The 14,374-nt window shown below is 62.7% G+C and carries 11 protein-coding genes and 1 pseudogene; 4 read left to right on the forward strand and 8 right to left on the reverse strand.

Annotated features, from left to right (window positions below):
- Positions 1-114 precede the first annotated feature (114 nt).
- Positions 115-357, forward strand: a complete 243-nt coding sequence (locus ACS4RS_RS04635) for a DUF982 domain-containing protein (protein ID WP_003588688.1) — start codon at positions 115-117, stop codon at positions 355-357.
- Between the two features lie 268 nt (positions 358-625).
- Here ACS4RS_RS04635 and ACS4RS_RS04640 read toward each other — a convergent pair whose 3' ends face one another.
- Positions 626-886, reverse strand: coding sequence for a hypothetical protein (locus tag ACS4RS_RS04640; RefSeq protein ID WP_439008527.1), 261 nt, complete (start codon positions 884-886; stop codon positions 626-628).
- 58 nt (positions 887-944) lie between these two features.
- Positions 945-1,205, reverse strand: a complete 261-nt coding sequence (locus tag ACS4RS_RS04645; RefSeq protein ID WP_439008526.1) for a BON domain-containing protein — start codon at positions 1,203-1,205, stop codon at positions 945-947.
- Positions 1,206-1,379: 174 nt separating this feature from the next.
- On the opposite strand from ACS4RS_RS04645, the gene ACS4RS_RS04650 reads away from it, so the two are divergent.
- Positions 1,380-1,661: a hypothetical protein gene (locus ACS4RS_RS04650; RefSeq protein ID WP_439011753.1), complete on the forward strand. Its 282-nt coding sequence runs from the start codon at positions 1,380-1,382 to the stop codon at positions 1,659-1,661.
- A gap of 104 nt (positions 1,662-1,765) precedes the next feature.
- Positions 1,766-3,826 (forward strand): UvrD-helicase domain-containing protein, encoded by a 2,061-nt coding sequence (locus ACS4RS_RS04655; protein ID WP_439008525.1) that lies wholly within the window; start codon positions 1,766-1,768, stop codon positions 3,824-3,826.
- A 10-nt stretch (positions 3,827-3,836) separates the two neighbouring features.
- Here the strand turns inward: ACS4RS_RS04655 and ACS4RS_RS04660 are convergent, their stop codons facing one another.
- The 5 genes and pseudogenes from ACS4RS_RS04660 to mscL form a co-directional block, all read right to left on the reverse strand.
- Entirely contained in the window at positions 3,837-4,880 is a 1,044-nt protein-coding gene (locus ACS4RS_RS04660) for an enoyl-CoA hydratase/isomerase family protein (protein WP_439008524.1), read from the reverse strand.
- A gap of 128 nt (positions 4,881-5,008) precedes the next feature.
- Positions 5,009-6,970 carry an EAL domain-containing protein gene (locus ACS4RS_RS04665; RefSeq protein WP_439008523.1) on the reverse strand — a complete coding sequence of 654 codons (1,962 nt, stop codon included), beginning with the start codon at positions 6,968-6,970 and terminating at the stop codon, positions 5,009-5,011.
- Between the two features lie 101 nt (positions 6,971-7,071).
- Positions 7,072-8,106 (reverse strand): annotated as a pseudogene (gene galE, locus ACS4RS_RS04670) (UDP-glucose 4-epimerase GalE).
- A gap of 192 nt (positions 8,107-8,298) precedes the next feature.
- Complete coding sequence (locus ACS4RS_RS04675) at positions 8,299-9,465, reverse strand: pyridoxal phosphate-dependent aminotransferase (protein WP_439008522.1); 1,167 nt, start codon at positions 9,463-9,465, stop codon at positions 8,299-8,301.
- Positions 9,466-9,585: 120 nt separating this feature from the next.
- Positions 9,586-10,023, reverse strand: a complete 438-nt coding sequence (gene mscL / locus ACS4RS_RS04680) for a large conductance mechanosensitive channel protein MscL (RefSeq protein ID WP_439008521.1) — start codon at positions 10,021-10,023, stop codon at positions 9,586-9,588.
- A 221-nt stretch (positions 10,024-10,244) separates the two neighbouring features.
- On the opposite strand from mscL, the gene ACS4RS_RS04685 reads away from it, so the two are divergent.
- A complete protein-coding gene (locus tag ACS4RS_RS04685) occupies positions 10,245-13,748 on the forward strand; it encodes a PAS-domain containing protein (RefSeq protein ID WP_439008520.1) in 3,504 nt (1,167 codons plus the stop codon).
- A 9-nt stretch (positions 13,749-13,757) separates the two neighbouring features.
- On the opposite strand, the gene ACS4RS_RS04690 is transcribed toward ACS4RS_RS04685, so the two are convergent.
- A complete protein-coding gene (locus ACS4RS_RS04690; protein ID WP_439008519.1) occupies positions 13,758-14,357 on the reverse strand; it encodes a TetR/AcrR family transcriptional regulator C-terminal ligand-binding domain-containing protein in 600 nt (199 codons plus the stop codon).
- Positions 14,358-14,374: the final 17 nt, after the last annotated feature.

Here is a 14,374-nt window from a genome sequence, read left to right on the forward strand (position 1 = left end):
TCACCATTGTTGGCCGTGAAAATCACGCTAGAATGCTATCATGGCGGCGTCTCCATGGAGGAATGGGGAGGCGCGGCATCCTGTGTTTCTGTCGACAATCGTGGAGGAGCATTGATGGCAACTGAAAAATGGGACAGCCCGGTCAAGGTCGGTTTCGAAGATGCCGACGCGCGAACGGTCAGCGGGCCGTTCGATGCGCTGAAATGCCTGGCGGATTTCTGGCCGAACTCGCGCGGGTTGCGTTATATCAAGGCGCGCAGCACCTGCCGGGCAGCACTTGACGGGCGCAAGAGCGTGGAAGAGGCGCGAGCCGAATTCCTAGCGGCAGCCGAAGAGGCGAAGCTGAAGTTGCATTAGAGCGGCCAAGCGTCCGACAGGACGCGAAAGCACGCTCAGCCACGTTGAACTGGTCCTTCGGCCGGCATTTCCGTAAACGGAGCGTGCCGGAACGGTGCAATGCTTTAGTTTACTTAACCCTGCATCGAACTTGCGGCGGGTTTTGGTGCAATGGGCGTTGTGCCTGGGACAGGTCTATTCATAAAAGACACGCAGCCATCATGATGATGGTCAGAGGCTCGTCACCTCTGCGGGAACGCAGGCGAGCCTCGTTTGAGCAGGACTGATTTCAGCAGTCTACGCTGCCCTCACTCTCCACCTCGATATAACCGACGCCGATGATCGTGCCATCGCCCGCGCGGATGAAGGAGGGGAGATACTGCGGTTGTGCCGGTGTGCAGGCGACGGCGCCGGTATATTCGTTGAGGGCGATCTGGTCCTTCGGCAGCGCGGAATAATTCTTGCCGGTTTCCAGCGAAGCATAGGCGGTACCGGCAAAGACGCCGGCCGATATCAGGGTGAGTGCCGAGAGGCGAGGAAGCGACTGCATGAGGAGTCTCCAGCGTTTCGATCCGGCATTTCAACCCGCGGGAGGGCACTTGGTTCCCTCAGCGCCGCAACAGGCGACTGTGCACATAACCTTGGCCGACAATGCTTTCGGCGATTGCGACCGCCCGCTCGACATCGCCGCGCCGGCGCACGAAACCGTCGAGGATGACATAGGAGCCCAGCATGTCGACGATGATTTCCTCAGCGTCGAGATCGGCGGCGGCATGAAGGGCGCTCTCGACCGAAGCGCGCGTCGCCGCCTCGCCGTGGCCCTGCCGGCCGGATTCGTCATGGTCGGTGAAGCCGGGAAACCCGATCACGTCAGCGTCTCCTAAAGTTGGTTGATCTCAGTTAACGCCGCAGCAGGGCTTTCGTTGCGACGGGCTCAGCGCGATATTCGAGCGTGATTTCTGCAGACCCCGGTGTGGCCTGCCCTTGGCGGAAACTGCTGCGGTTTCCATATCCGGCTTGCAGTCGACAGAGGGATGACGACGATGAAAGTGCTGCTGCCCGCCTTATTCCCCGGGGCATTGTTTGCCGGGGTCTTGCTTGCCGGCTGTTCGTCAGCCGATAGCCCGGCGCTGGAACCCATTCCCGGCAGCATCACCTATGGCGGCCAGCCGCGGACGAAGCTCACCAAATCGCCGGTCGGCAGTGCCGTCTACAACCAGTTCTACAATGAGACCGGCCAGCGCGTCGAGGAAACCTATATCCTTCAGCCTGATCGCAGCCTGAAGCTGGTGCGACGCGTGGTGGGACCAGATTTCCCCGATTGAGCCCGGTCCGACACCTCAATGCTTGACAGCGGCTGAAATCGCGAACATTCAAGGAACATCTAATCTTCCCCAGTGATTCTGCGGGAGCCCGACCGGACGGCTGGATGTATCTCGAAAAGCTCAATCCCCAGCAGCGCATGGCCGTCGAGCATGGCACGCTCACCGACGGCAACCATATTGCCGGGCCGCTGCTGGTCATTGCCGGCGCCGGTTCTGGCAAGACCAATACGCTGGCGCATCGGGTCGCCCATCTGATCGTCAAGGGCGCCGATCCGCGCCGCATCCTGCTGATGACCTTCTCGCGGCGGGCCGCCGCCGAGATGGCGCGACGCGTCGAGCGCATCTGCCGCGATGTGCTGGGGGCCAATGCCGGCGTCATGGCCGATGCGCTGAACTGGTCCGGCACCTTCCACGGCATCGGCGCGCGGCTGTTGCGCGATTATGCGCAGCAGATCGGCCTCGATGCCGATTTCACCATCCACGACCGCGAAGACAGCGCCGACCTCATCAACCTCATCCGGCACGATCTCGGCTTCTCCAAAACGGAAAGCCGGTTTCCGGCCAAAGGTACCTGCCTCGCCATCTATTCCCGGGCGGTGAATTCGGAGACGGCGCTCGACCAGGTGCTGCGCGACGCCTTTCCCTGGTGCGCGGCCTGGGAGAAACAGCTGCGCGAGCTTTTCGCCTGTTATGTCGAGGCGAAGCAGAGCCAGAACGTGCTCGATTACGACGATCTGCTGCTCTACTGGGCGCAGATGGTCGGCGAGAGCGTGATTGCCGAGGATATCGGCAGCCGCTTCGACCATGTGCTGGTCGACGAATATCAGGACACCAACCGGCTGCAGGCCTCGATCCTGATGGCGCTGAAACCCGGCGGCCACGGACTGACCGTCGTCGGCGACGATGCCCAGTCGATCTATTCCTTCCGTGCGGCGACGGTGCGCAACATCCTCGATTTTCCCGCCGCCTTCAGCCCGGCCGCCAATATCGTCACGCTCGACCGCAATTACCGCTCGACGCAGCCGATCCTTGCGGCCGCCAACGCCGTCATCGATCTTGCCTCGGAGCGCTTCACCAAGAACCTCTGGACCGAGCGACAATCGGCCGAGCGGCCGCGCCTGGTCACCGTGCGCGACGAGGCCGACCAGGCGCGTTATGTCGCCGACATGGTGCTCGACAACCGCGAGGAAGGCCTGACGCTCAAGCAGCAGGCGGTGCTGTTCCGCGCCTCGCATCACAGCGGGCCGCTGGAGGTCGAGCTGACCCGGCGCAACATTCCCTTCGTCAAGTTCGGCGGGCTGAAGTTTCTCGACAGCGCCCATGTCAAGGACATGCTGGCGGCGCTGCGTTTCGCGCAGAACCCGCGAGACCGGGTGGCGGGCTTCCGGCTGATGCAGATCCTGCCGGGCGTCGGGCCGTCGACGGCGCAGAAGGCGCTCGACCTGATGGCCGAGGATGCGAGCCCGATAACTGCGCTGGCCGCCATGCCGGCGCCACCGCGCTCCGGCGAGGACTGGACGGCATTCGTTACCATGCTGCAGGAGATGAAATCGGGCAAGGCCGGCTGGCCGGCGGAAATCGAGCTGGCGCGGCAATGGTACGCGCCGCATCTGGAGCGGCTGCATGAGGATGCCGCGACGCGGCAGGCCGATCTGCTGCAGCTCGAGCAGATTGCCGGCGGTTATGCCTCGCGCGAGCGCTTCCTCACCGAACTCACCCTCGATCCCCCGGATGCGACCAGCGACCAGGCCGGCGTGCCGCTGCTCGACGAGGACTACCTCATCCTGTCGACTATCCATTCCGCCAAGGGCCAGGAATGGACGAGGGTCTTCATGCTGAACGTCGTCGACGGCTGCATTCCGAGCGACCTCGCCGTCGGCGCCACCGCCGAAATCGAGGAGGAACGCCGCCTGCTCTATGTGGCAATGACGCGCGCCCGAGATGGTCTCGACCTCGTGGTGCCGCAGCGCTTCTTCACCTACGGGCAGAATGCCCAGGGCGACCGGCACGTCTATGCCTCGCGCAGCCGCTTCATTCCGGCAACATTGCTGCAGTTCTTCGAGGCCTGCAGCTGGCCGCAGGTGAAATCCGAGGCGGCGGCGCAAGCGCAGGCGCGGCAGGTGCGCATCGATGTCGGCGCCCGCATGCGCGGCATGTGGCGATAATCAGACGAAGTCAGAGTAAAAGCGGCGGCTCGGCCGGTTTCAGGAAGCGCTCGACCGTCGCCGCCTCGACACTTGCCGGCGACCATTTCGGATTGCGGTCCTTATCGATGACGGCGGCGCGGATGCCTTCGAAGAAATCGGGGTTATCGAGCATCTGCAGGCAGGCGCCGAGTTCACGACCGAGGCATTCGGCAAGCGAGGTGCTGCGGCGGCCGGCTCTGAGCAGCGCCAGAGCCAGCTTCAGGCTGGTCGGCGAACGGGTCGACAGCACCCGGCGGGTCTCGGCGGCGAAGTCACCCTCCTCCCCGGCAAGCGCTGCCAGGATTTCCTCGACACTGTCGAAACGGAAGGCGCGATCGATCATGGCGGCATTCTGCCTGAGCCGGCTTTCTCCCGCAGGCTCCGAAAGCTCCTGCAGCGCCGCATCGACATCGCTGGACGAGCTGCCGCGCGGCAGGGCCGACAGCGCCTCGATCACCGCGCCGAGCCGCGCGGACGCGATCTGACGGTCGGCAAGCCCCGCATGGATCGCGTCGGCGGCGCCAATATCGAGCCCGGTCAGGCCGAGCCATGTTCCGGCTTCGCCCGGCGCGCGCGGCAGCAGCCAGGTGGCGCCGACATCGGGGACATAGCCGATGCCCGTTTCGGGCATGGCAAGCCGGGTGCGCTCGGTGACGATGCGGTGGCGGCCATGCGACGACAGACCGACGCCCCCACCCATGGTGATGCCGTCCATCAGCGCGACATAGGGTTTGGGGTAGACGGCGATCTGATGGTTGAGGCGGAATTCCTCGCGCCAGAAGGCGCCCGCAAGGCCGTCGCCGGTGCGGGCGCTTTCATGCAGGGCGCGGATGTCGCCGCCGGCGCAGAAGCCGCGTTCGCCCTCCCCCGCCACCACGACGCTCGCCACCGCTGCATCAGAGGCAAAGCCATGAAGGGCCTCGGTGATCGCCCGGATCATCGGCAGCGTCAGGCTGTTCAGCGCCCGCGGCCGGTTGAGCCGGATGATGCCGGCAGTGCCCTGCTGTTCAATGATGACTTCGCCGTCCTGCATGGTTCACCTCCGCTGCTGGAGCCTTTCCCGGCCGGCTTGAAGCATTCTGCCCGGAAAGGCTCGAGACCATGAATAGACGACGAAGCAGCGTGGCTCCAGTCGATTTACAACAGGCGAGATCGATCAGGTCAGGCCGATAGCGAATTGCGGGCGACGGCTTCGGCTTCGCAGCGGGCGGCATAGTCGATGGCAAGCTCCAGCGGCAGCGGCCGCGAGAAATGATAGCCCTGCGCCAGGCAAACGCCCATCGCCTTCAATCCCTCGGCAACCTCTTCGCTTTCGACGCCTTCGGCAACGGAGGCAATGCCGAGATTCTGGCAGAGATTGGCGACCGAGCGGGTGATGTTCATGCAACGGGCGTCGCGATCGAAATTCATCACGAAGGCCTTGTCGATCTTCAGCTTGTCGAAGCCGAGACGATGGATATGGCTCAGGCTCGAATAGCCGGTGCCGAAATCGTCAAGCGCGATGGAGATGCCGGCCGCGCGCAGCATGGCGATGACCTGGTCGGCGGCGACGAAATCGGAAAGCAGCGCGGTCTCGGTGATCTCGAATTCAATGCGCCGCGGATCGAGGCCGGAGCGGGTGATCATGCCAATCAGCGCCATCGATGTCTCATGATCGCAAATATCGCGGGCCGAGAGATTGAAGGAGAGCTTGAGATGGCGTGGAATGATCGCCAGCGCTTCGAGCGCCTTGGCAAAAAGGATGCGTGTCATCCGGCCGATGACGGCCGTGCGCTCGGCCGCGGGAATGAAAGCTTCGGGGCTGATGCGGCCGAAGCGGGCGCTGTCCCAGCGGGCAAGTGCCTCGTAACCGACGACGCGGCCGCTCTTCAACTCGACGATCGGCTGATATTCGAGTTTCAATTCGCTGACAAAATCACTCGCCTGCAGCTCGAGCTCGATCAGGTGGCGCTGGGTCAGGATCTTCTCGTGCTCGGCCGAGAAGAATTCGACGCCGCTGCTGCGCTTGCTCTTGACCTGGTAGAGGGCGAAATCGGCTTTCTCGTAGAGATCCTCGGCGGTGTATCTGCCGATCTCGGGATAGACGATGCCGCAGGAACCGAAAACGCGGACCGAGCCGTCGGGGATTTCGTAGGGGTCGCGGACGGCGGCGCAGAGCGCCTGGCCGAGATCGGCGATCGCCTGGCGTGTCATCGAACAGGGGAAAATGATGCCGAACTCGTCGCCGCCGAGGCGGGAGACGATGCCCTCTTCGCCGACCAGCGCGGCGAAACGGCGGGCCGTCTCCTTGAGCACCAGATCGCCGGCGGAATGGCCGAACACATCGTTGACGGGCTTGAAGCCGTCGAGATCGAGAATGCCGAGAACGGGCGGCGCCGACGGATCCTTCTCAAGCCGATTTTCCAGCGAGAGAAAGAAGCTGCGGCGGTTGGCCAGGCCCGTCAGCTGGTCCTGCAGCGCGTTGCGGCTGTTGACGAGGTTCAGTTCCTCGGCTTCCGCCCGTTTCTGCTTCAGCTCCTCGGTCAGTTGCACCAGGCCGGCGAAATTCTGGAAATAGCTGTTGATCACCCTGAGGAAGGGCAGGATCAGGAAGACGCCGCTGACGGCCGTCGCGACGAAAACAGGATTGCCCGAGAACATGAAGGTTGCGACCATGGCCGAGAAGGTGATGACCGTGGTCAGCGCTGCCGCCATCGGCAAATGCATCAGGCAAAAGATGCAGGAAATGCCGGTGACGACGAGGAAATAGGCAATCTGGCCCTGCTGGGACGCATCGCCATACTGGTAAAGCGCGATCGCCCAACTGCCGAGAGCCACAGATAGGATGCCGGCGCCCGATATGGTGATCTTCATCAGCCGGTAGGCGCGCTCGGCTGTGACGTTTTCCCTGCCCCTGATCTCCCACCAGCAAAGACGGAAGACACAGACGATGCTCAAGGCCACGGGAATGTGGAGCGAGAGCCAGAGCGGCGCGGATTTGAGGTGGGTGATCGCCACCGCAAGGGCGTTGATGACCAGCAGGATATAAAGAATGGGGATCTGCGATGACAGGGCCTGGAACTGCGCCGTCAGAAGCGTCGGATTGTCTTTTTGCAGGCGCAATGAGGCAAGAAAGTTGTTCATCTTCCCTTTTCCGTCGGCCAGAGCCGGCCAGAGAAAGCTTGATCATTCCTTGTTCACCTGACGGCATGCAGGCACGGCGCGGTGAACAGCTCTCACGCCGCTCAAAACGAAGCGGCTGCGAGTGCCCGGTGGATGCTGTGCAGGTCGTCGACGTTTCGGTTCGAGAGGAAGAGTTCCCAGTCGAGCGAACTCTGGACGATGGTTTCGAGCAGAATCGTGTCTGGGTTTCCAGTCGAGCACCTGCCGGGCGAGCGAAGCGTCGGCGACGACGCTGGCCGAATCGCCCGCGCGCCGTGGCGCCATGTGGATCTTGAAGGAATGTCCGTGCAGGCGAGTGACCATGTTCAGCACATCAAGCACGGAATAGCCGCTGCCATAACCGCAGTTCGCAACCAGCGAGCCCTTGCCCCGGCGCAGGTGCTGCAGCGCCTTCAGATGGGCATCGACAAGATCGGTGACATGGATGTAGTCGCGCACGCCGGTGCCGTCATGGGTGGGATAATCGATGCCATAGACGCTGACGCTGTCACGCCTGCCGAGCGCTGCTTCGCAGGCAACCTTGATGAGGTGGGTGGCGCCTGAGGTCGACTGGCCGGCGCGATGGTCGGGATCGGCGCCGGCGACGTTGAAGTAGCGAAGCGCGACATAATTGAAATCATAGGCGGCGGCGGCATCGCGCAGCATAAATTCGGTCATCAGCTTTGACTGGCCGTAAGGATTTTCCGGATTGAGGGGGCGGTCTCCTTCACCGGCAGGTCGGTCTTTTGCTGACCGTAGACCGCCGCGGTCGACGAGAAGACGAAGTTGCGGATCCCGGCTTCGACAGACGCGGAGAGCAGCGCCCGGGTCTTGCCTGAATTGTTGTCGTAATAAGAGAGCGGATCGGCCACCGACACGGGCACGACAGCGGAGCCGGCGAAATGAATGATCGCCTCGATGTCGTTTTCGATGAAGATCTTCTTCAGGATATCGGGGTCGGCGACGTCGCCGAGATAGAAACGCGCCGCCGGCGCCACGGCCCAGCGAAAACCGGTGGAGAGACGGTCGAGCACGACCACATCCTCACCCGCATCGAGGAGCGCCCAAACCATGTGACTGCCGATATATCCGGCGCCGCCCGTCACCAAAACCGCCATGTCCCGCATCCCTGCCTTGTTTTATAGCAGGGGCATCAGGCCCGGTTTTTCTTTCCATTTTTCTTATCGAATGGCCGTTCGAGGCCCTTTGAACCAGTATGTTTGCAGTCGTGGTTAGAGGCCGATTTCAGGCTTTGCTCAAGTTTTATCGATCGGCCGATTCCGGCACGAAATCGCCGACCGAACCGGTTCTCAGCGCTTGAGGATATAGTCGCAGAGGCGCTCGGCCGCGACCGCCATTTGGGCGGGATCGCGCAGGAAACAGGCGCGCAGGAAGAGTTCACCGCCGGCGCCGAAAGCGGTTCCGGGGGCAAGGCCGACGCCTGTCTTGTCGACGATATCGATGGCAGCATTGCGGCTGTCGGTGACACCGTCGATCTTCAGGAAGGCATAAAGCGCGCCGTCCGGCTTCAGCGTCTCGACGCGGTTGGTGGCGACAAGCGCATCGCAGAGAATATCGCGGGAACGGGCCGCCTTGGCGATATTGGCGGCAACGAAATCGTCGCCCTGATCGAGGGCTGCGACGGCACCCTTCTGCATGAACTGCGCCACGCCCGATGTCGAATACTGGATCAGGTTTTCGAGCACCTGGCCCATCTCGGGCGGGGCGACGATCCAGCCGACGCGCCAGCCGGTCATCGACCAGTTCTTCGAGAAGGAATTGACGAAGATGATCTTGTCGTCCGGCTCCATCACATCGAGGAAAGAGGGCGCCCGACCGCCGGCAAAGTAATAGAGCGCGTAGATTTCATCCGCCATGATCCAGAGATCGTGCCGGCGGGCCAGCGCCAGCATATCGGCAAGATCCTTCTTCGTCGCCGTCCATCCCGTCGGGTTCGACGGCGTATTGACGAAAATGCCCCTCGTCTTCGGGGTGATGGCGGCTTCGACGCGGTCGAGATCGACCGCCCATTTGCCGCCCTCGAACTGCAGCTCGACGCCGACGGAGCGCGCACCCGCGATCTCCAGGGCGGCGGCGATATTCGGCCAGGCGGGGGTGAGATAAACGAACTCGTCACCCGGTGAGGTCAGCGTCTGCACGGCGATCTGGATCGCCTGCATGCCGGAACCGGTGACATAGAAATGCTCGACCGGAAGTCGGAGTCCAAAATGTCTGAAATAATAATCCGAAAGCGCCTGGCGAAGCTCGGGAATGCCCCGCTGCCAGGTGTAGAAGGTCTCGCCCGAAGCAAGCGCATCCATCGCCGCCCTGCTGATGAAATCGGGCGTCGGCAGATCGCCTTCACCCACCCAGAGCGGCAGCAAGCCTTCGCGGCCGCGGGCATAATTGACAACTTCGACGATCCCGCTTTCTGGCGCCGCCATGGCGCGCGGGCTGAGGCTCTTCACGATCGACATGCATATCTCCGGTTTCCGCATTCATAGTGGAATTGCGCCGGCAAATCCCATGATATCCAGTGATGGAATATCGATTTTCGTGATGGATGGCGGCCCACCCGACAGCGGGCCGAAGCCCGGTCAGACGGCCGGGCGTGTGGCCAGCAGATCGCGGATCTCCGTCAGCAGCTGAACATCAGCCGGCGGCGCGGGCAGCTCTTCCGGTGCGGCCTTCTCCTGGCGCTCGACCTGCAGGCGCAGATAGTTCACGCCCTTGACCATCAGGAAGATGATCCAGGCAAGGATCAGGAAGTTGATCAGCACGGTGAGGAAGCTGCCATATGCAAAGACGGCCCCTTGCGCGCGGGCGGCGGCCAGTGTCTGCGCGTTGACGGCTGACGAGAGCGGCAGGAAGTAATTCGAAAAATCGAAGCCGCCGAAAATGGCGCCGACGATCGGCATGATCAGGTCGTCGACCAGAGATTTGACGATGCCGCCGAAGGCGCCGCCGATGATGACGCCGACTGCAAGATCCATGACATTGCCGCGGGCGATAAAGGCCTTGAATTCGTTGAGCATCGGATCCGTCTCCCTTCGATCCATTTCAGACAGTATGCGATGGATTTCATTAGCTACATCTTCATTGCGATTAATCAATCGGCAATCGCAATTATTTGGCGATACCCCCGGCGGTCTTTGACTTAAGGCCTAGACGGGCGGGAATTTTCAACGCGTCTGAAATGACTTAAGCTGAATGGGTTGCGGGAGGTCCCGACGGGTTTTCCGCCGGCGGAGGGTCAATGCTTCCAGGCTGGGTCATATTCGCGTCTGCCTTCGGCTATCTGCTCCTGCTTTTCGCCGTGGCAAGCTATGGCGACCGCAAGAAGCGCGGCCCGGGTGCGCTCGAAGGCGGATGGCCGGTGGTCTATGCGCTGAGCCTGGCTATCTATTGCACCTCCTGGACCTATTTCGGCAGCGTCGGGCTTGCCGCGCAGCGCGGCCTGGAATTTGCCGGCATCTATATCGGCCCCATTCTGGTCTTCACGCTCGGCATGCCGCTGCTTCGCCGCATCATCGAACTCGCCAAGGCCGAGAAACTCACCTCGGCTGCCGATTTCGTCGCCGCGCGCTACGGCAAAAACCCGACGGTCGCCACCATCGTCGCGCTGATCTCGCTGATCGGCACCATTCCCTATATCGCGCTGCAGCTGAAGGCGATCTCCAGCACCGTCAGCGCCATGGTCAATCCGTCCGATTACGGCATCGGCAGCGGCAATCTCTACTTCCTCGACCTGCCACTGCTGGCAACGCTAGTGCTTGCCTGCTTCGCCATCATGTTCGGCACGCGCCATACCGATGCGACGGAACACCAGGACGGCCTCATCCTTGCCGTTTCGATGGAATCGGTGGTGAAGCTCGTCGCTTTCCTGACGGCCGGCGTCTGCGTCATCTGGTTTCTCTTCGACGGCCCGAGCGATCTCTGGCAAAAGACTGTCGACAACAGGCTTGTCATGTCGGCGCTGAGTTACCACACGCCGATCAGCCGCTGGATCACTTTGATCCTGTTGTCGGCCTTCGCGATCATCCTGCTGCCGCGGCAATTCCACGTGACGGTCGTTGAAAACCGGACGCCGAAACAGCTGAAACTCGCAGGCTTCCTGTTTCCCACCTACCTCCTATCAATCAATATCTTCGTGCTGCCGGTGGCGATCGGCGGGCTGCTGACCTTCGGCGGCACGGGCAATGCCGATTTCTACATGCTGTCGCTGCCGCTTGCCGGTGAAATGCCCGTGGTGTCGTTGATCACCTTCATCGGCGGTTTTTCCGCCGCAACGGCGATGGTGATCGTCGATTCCGTGGCTCTATCGATCATGGTGTCGAACGACATCATCATGCCGATCTTCCTGAGGCGCAAACTTGCCGGCCGCGCCAGCCAACGCGACGATTTCGCCAAGACGCTGCTCAACATCCGCCGCAGTGCGATCTTCGCCGTGCTGCTGCTCGGCTACGCCTATTACCGCTCGACGGACAGCACCACCGGCCTTGCATCGATCGGCCTTCTTTCCTTCGCCGCAATCGCGCAAATCGCCCCTGCGCTATTCGGCGGGCTGATCTGGCGGCGGGCGAATGCGCGCGGCGCGATCCTCGGGCTTGCCTCCGGCTTCATCATCTGGATCTACCTGCTGTTCCTGCCCTCGCTCGGCGGCCCCGATTATTCTTATGTGGCGAGCGCCGTGCTCGGCTTCATCTTTCCGGGCACGACGCTGTTTGCCGCGCCTGACGCCGATCCGCTGGTCAATGCCACCGTGATGAGCCTGCTCGTCAACACCGCCTTCTTCATTGTCGGCTCGCTCACCCGCAATGCCAGGCCGCTGGAACGCATCCAGGCCGGCATCTTCGTCAAACGCCATTCGCGCTCACAATTCGCCACGCGCGGCTGGAAGACCCGCATCAGTGTCGGCGACCTCAAGGCGGCGATCTCGCGTTATCTCGGCGAAGAGCGCATGCAGCGCTCGTTGACGACCTATGAGCAAAGCTCCGGCCGCAAGCTGGAGGACGATCAGCCGGCCGACATGGCGCTGATCCATTTCAGCGAACAACTGCTCGGCAGCGCCATCGGGTCATCTTCGGCCCGGCTGGTGCTGTCCCTGATCCTGCAAAAGATCGAGGATGCCTCGTCCGACACCGCCTGGCTGCTCGACCAGGCGAGCGAGGCGCTGCAATATAACCAGGACATGCTGCAGACCGCACTTTCGCAGATGGATCAGGGCATTGCGGTTTTCGACAGTTCCAACCGGCTGACCATCTGGAACCGGCGCTTCCGGCAATTGCTGGATCTGCCGGAAAGTGCCGGTCAGGTCGGCTTTCCTCTCGCCGACATCGTCACCACGCTCAGCCAGCGTGGCGACATCGCACCCGGCGATCTCAATCAGACGGTGCGGCATTTCCTGACGCTCGACAAACCCTTCGCACTGGTGCTCAGCGGCGGCGAGCGGATTATCGAGGTACGCTCCAACGCCATGCCCGACAAGGGTACTGTCGCCACCTTCACCGATATCACCCAGCGCGTCAGCGCCGACCAGGCGCTGAAACAGGCAAATGAGACATTGGAGCAGCGCGTCGCCGAACGCACGGCGGAGCTTACCCGCGTCAACCACGAACTCGCCGAGGCGCGGGCCGCCGCCGACGAGGCGAATATCGGCAAGACCCGATTTTTCGCCGCCGCCGGCCACGATATCCTGCAGCCGCTGAACGCCGCCAGGCTCTATTCCTCGGCACTGGTCGAGCGCATGGCGCAATCCGAAAACAGCCCGATCGTGCGCAATATCGATTCGGCGCTGGAATCGGTCGAAACCATCCTCGGCGCGGTGCTCGATATCTCCAGGCTCGATACCGGCGCGATGCGGCCGCGGCTCGCTGCCGTCGCGCTTTCCGACCTGTTGGAGCGGATCGAGACCGATTTCGCACCGATCGCCCGCGAAAAACAGCTGAAGCTGGTGGTCATGCCGACGTCGCTCAGGGTGCGCTCCGACCCTAACCTTTTGCGCCGGCTGGTGCAGAACCTCGTTTCCAACGCGATCAAATACACGATCACCGGCAAGGTGCTGGTCGGTGCGCGGCGGCGTGGCAACCAGGTGATCATCCAGGTGATCGATTCCGGCATCGGCATTCCGCCGTCGAAATTCCGCACGGTGTTCAAGGAATTCGCCCGGCTGGACGAAGGGGCAAAAACCGCCTCCGGCCTCGGGCTCGGCCTGTCGATCGTCGACCGCATCGCCCGGGTGCTCAACCATCCTGTGGAGTTGCACTCGACGCATGGCAGGGGCACGGAATTCCGCATCGCCATGCCGCTCGACATCTCGCGCCCGGCCGAGGCGGCGGCGGCCGTCACGCCCGCCGACCGGCCGGGGCAGCCGCTCAAGGGGCTGAAGATCCTCTGCATCGACAACGAGCCGAAGATCCTCGAAGGCATGCGGCTGCTGCTCAGCGGCTGGGGCTGCGAGGTCAAGGCGCTTGATGGCCTCGCCGACGTGATATCAGGCGACGGCCGTGACGGGCCGCCGGATCTCGCCATCGCCGATTATCATCTCGACGACGGCACCGGCATCGCCGCGATCCTGCACCTGCGCCGGCAGTTCGGCGCCGATATCCCCGCTTTGCTTGTTACCGCCGACCGCACGCCTGAAGTGCGCAGCGAGGCCGAGCGATACGGCATCGCCGTCCAGCACAAGCCGGTGCGGCCAGCCGCCCTGCGCGCCTATATCACCCAGATTTCCGGCCTCAAGCGCACGGCCGCGGAGTAAGAGCCAGGCTCAATCCGTCGTGGTCATGACGCGCGAGACGAGATCGCGCACCCGCGCGGCATCCGGTACGTCGCCGAACAGGATGCGGTACATGATCGGTGCCACGACCTCATCCATAATGCGATCGACATCCGGAAGGGCCTCGCCGCGGGCCTTTGCCCTCTCGGCGATGACAACGATCTGCTGGCGGGTATATTCGCAGCATTTGCAGGCATTGGCGCCCGCCTGCGCCGCCAGCACGTCCCGGATCATTTCGCGGCCCGGCCCGGAGGACATTTCCTCGGCATATTGCTCGGCCCAGGCTTGAAGATCGGCCTTGCCGCTGCCGGCATCAACCGGCTGCATATCCGGCCGCAGCCGCTCGACGGCGACATCGGCAAGAAGCTCCTGCAGGTCACCCCAGCGGCGATAGATGGTCGACGGCGTCACACCCGCACTGGCGGCGATCAGCGGGATGGTCACCTCGGCGCGGTTCATCTCGGCCAGCAACTCGCGGACCGCTTTGTGCACCGATGCCTGAACCCGGGCGCTTCTGCCGCCCGGACGGAGATCTCTTTCATTGCCATGCCTGCATCCCGACCTTCTATCCCGGAACCTTCCGGGCGACATGCATTACACGCTCATGG

Source organism: Rhizobium sp. F40D2, from assembly GCF_051810745.2.
Taxonomy (GTDB): Bacteria; Pseudomonadota; Alphaproteobacteria; order Rhizobiales; family Rhizobiaceae; genus Rhizobium.

Excerpts from the sequence above, each read along its gene's own strand:
- ACS4RS_RS04650 (WP_439011753.1), top strand. The coding sequence starts at position 1,380 with ATGAAAGTGCTGCTGCCCGCCTTATTCCCCGGGGCATTGTTTGCCGGG.
- ACS4RS_RS04660 (WP_439008524.1), bottom strand. The coding sequence starts at position 4,880 with ATGCAGGACGGCGAAGTCATCATTGAACAGCAGGGCACTGCCGGCATC.
- ACS4RS_RS04665 (WP_439008523.1), bottom strand. The coding sequence starts at position 6,970 with ATGAACAACTTTCTTGCCTCATTGCGCCTGCAAAAAGACAATCCGACG.
- ACS4RS_RS04690 (WP_439008519.1), bottom strand. The coding sequence starts at position 14,357 with ATGTCGCCCGGAAGGTTCCGGGATAGAAGGTCGGGATGCAGGCATGGC.
- ACS4RS_RS04640 (WP_439008527.1), bottom strand. The coding sequence starts at position 886 with ATGCAGTCGCTTCCTCGCCTCTCGGCACTCACCCTGATATCGGCCGGC.
- ACS4RS_RS04675 (WP_439008522.1), bottom strand. The coding sequence starts at position 9,465 with ATGTCGATCGTGAAGAGCCTCAGCCCGCGCGCCATGGCGGCGCCAGAA.
- ACS4RS_RS04635 (WP_003588688.1), top strand. The coding sequence starts at position 115 with ATGGCAACTGAAAAATGGGACAGCCCGGTCAAGGTCGGTTTCGAAGAT.
- mscL (WP_439008521.1), bottom strand. The coding sequence starts at position 10,023 with ATGCTCAACGAATTCAAGGCCTTTATCGCCCGCGGCAATGTCATGGAT.
- ACS4RS_RS04655 (WP_439008525.1), top strand. The coding sequence starts at position 1,766 with ATGTATCTCGAAAAGCTCAATCCCCAGCAGCGCATGGCCGTCGAGCAT.
- ACS4RS_RS04685 (WP_439008520.1), top strand. The coding sequence starts at position 10,245 with ATGCTTCCAGGCTGGGTCATATTCGCGTCTGCCTTCGGCTATCTGCTC.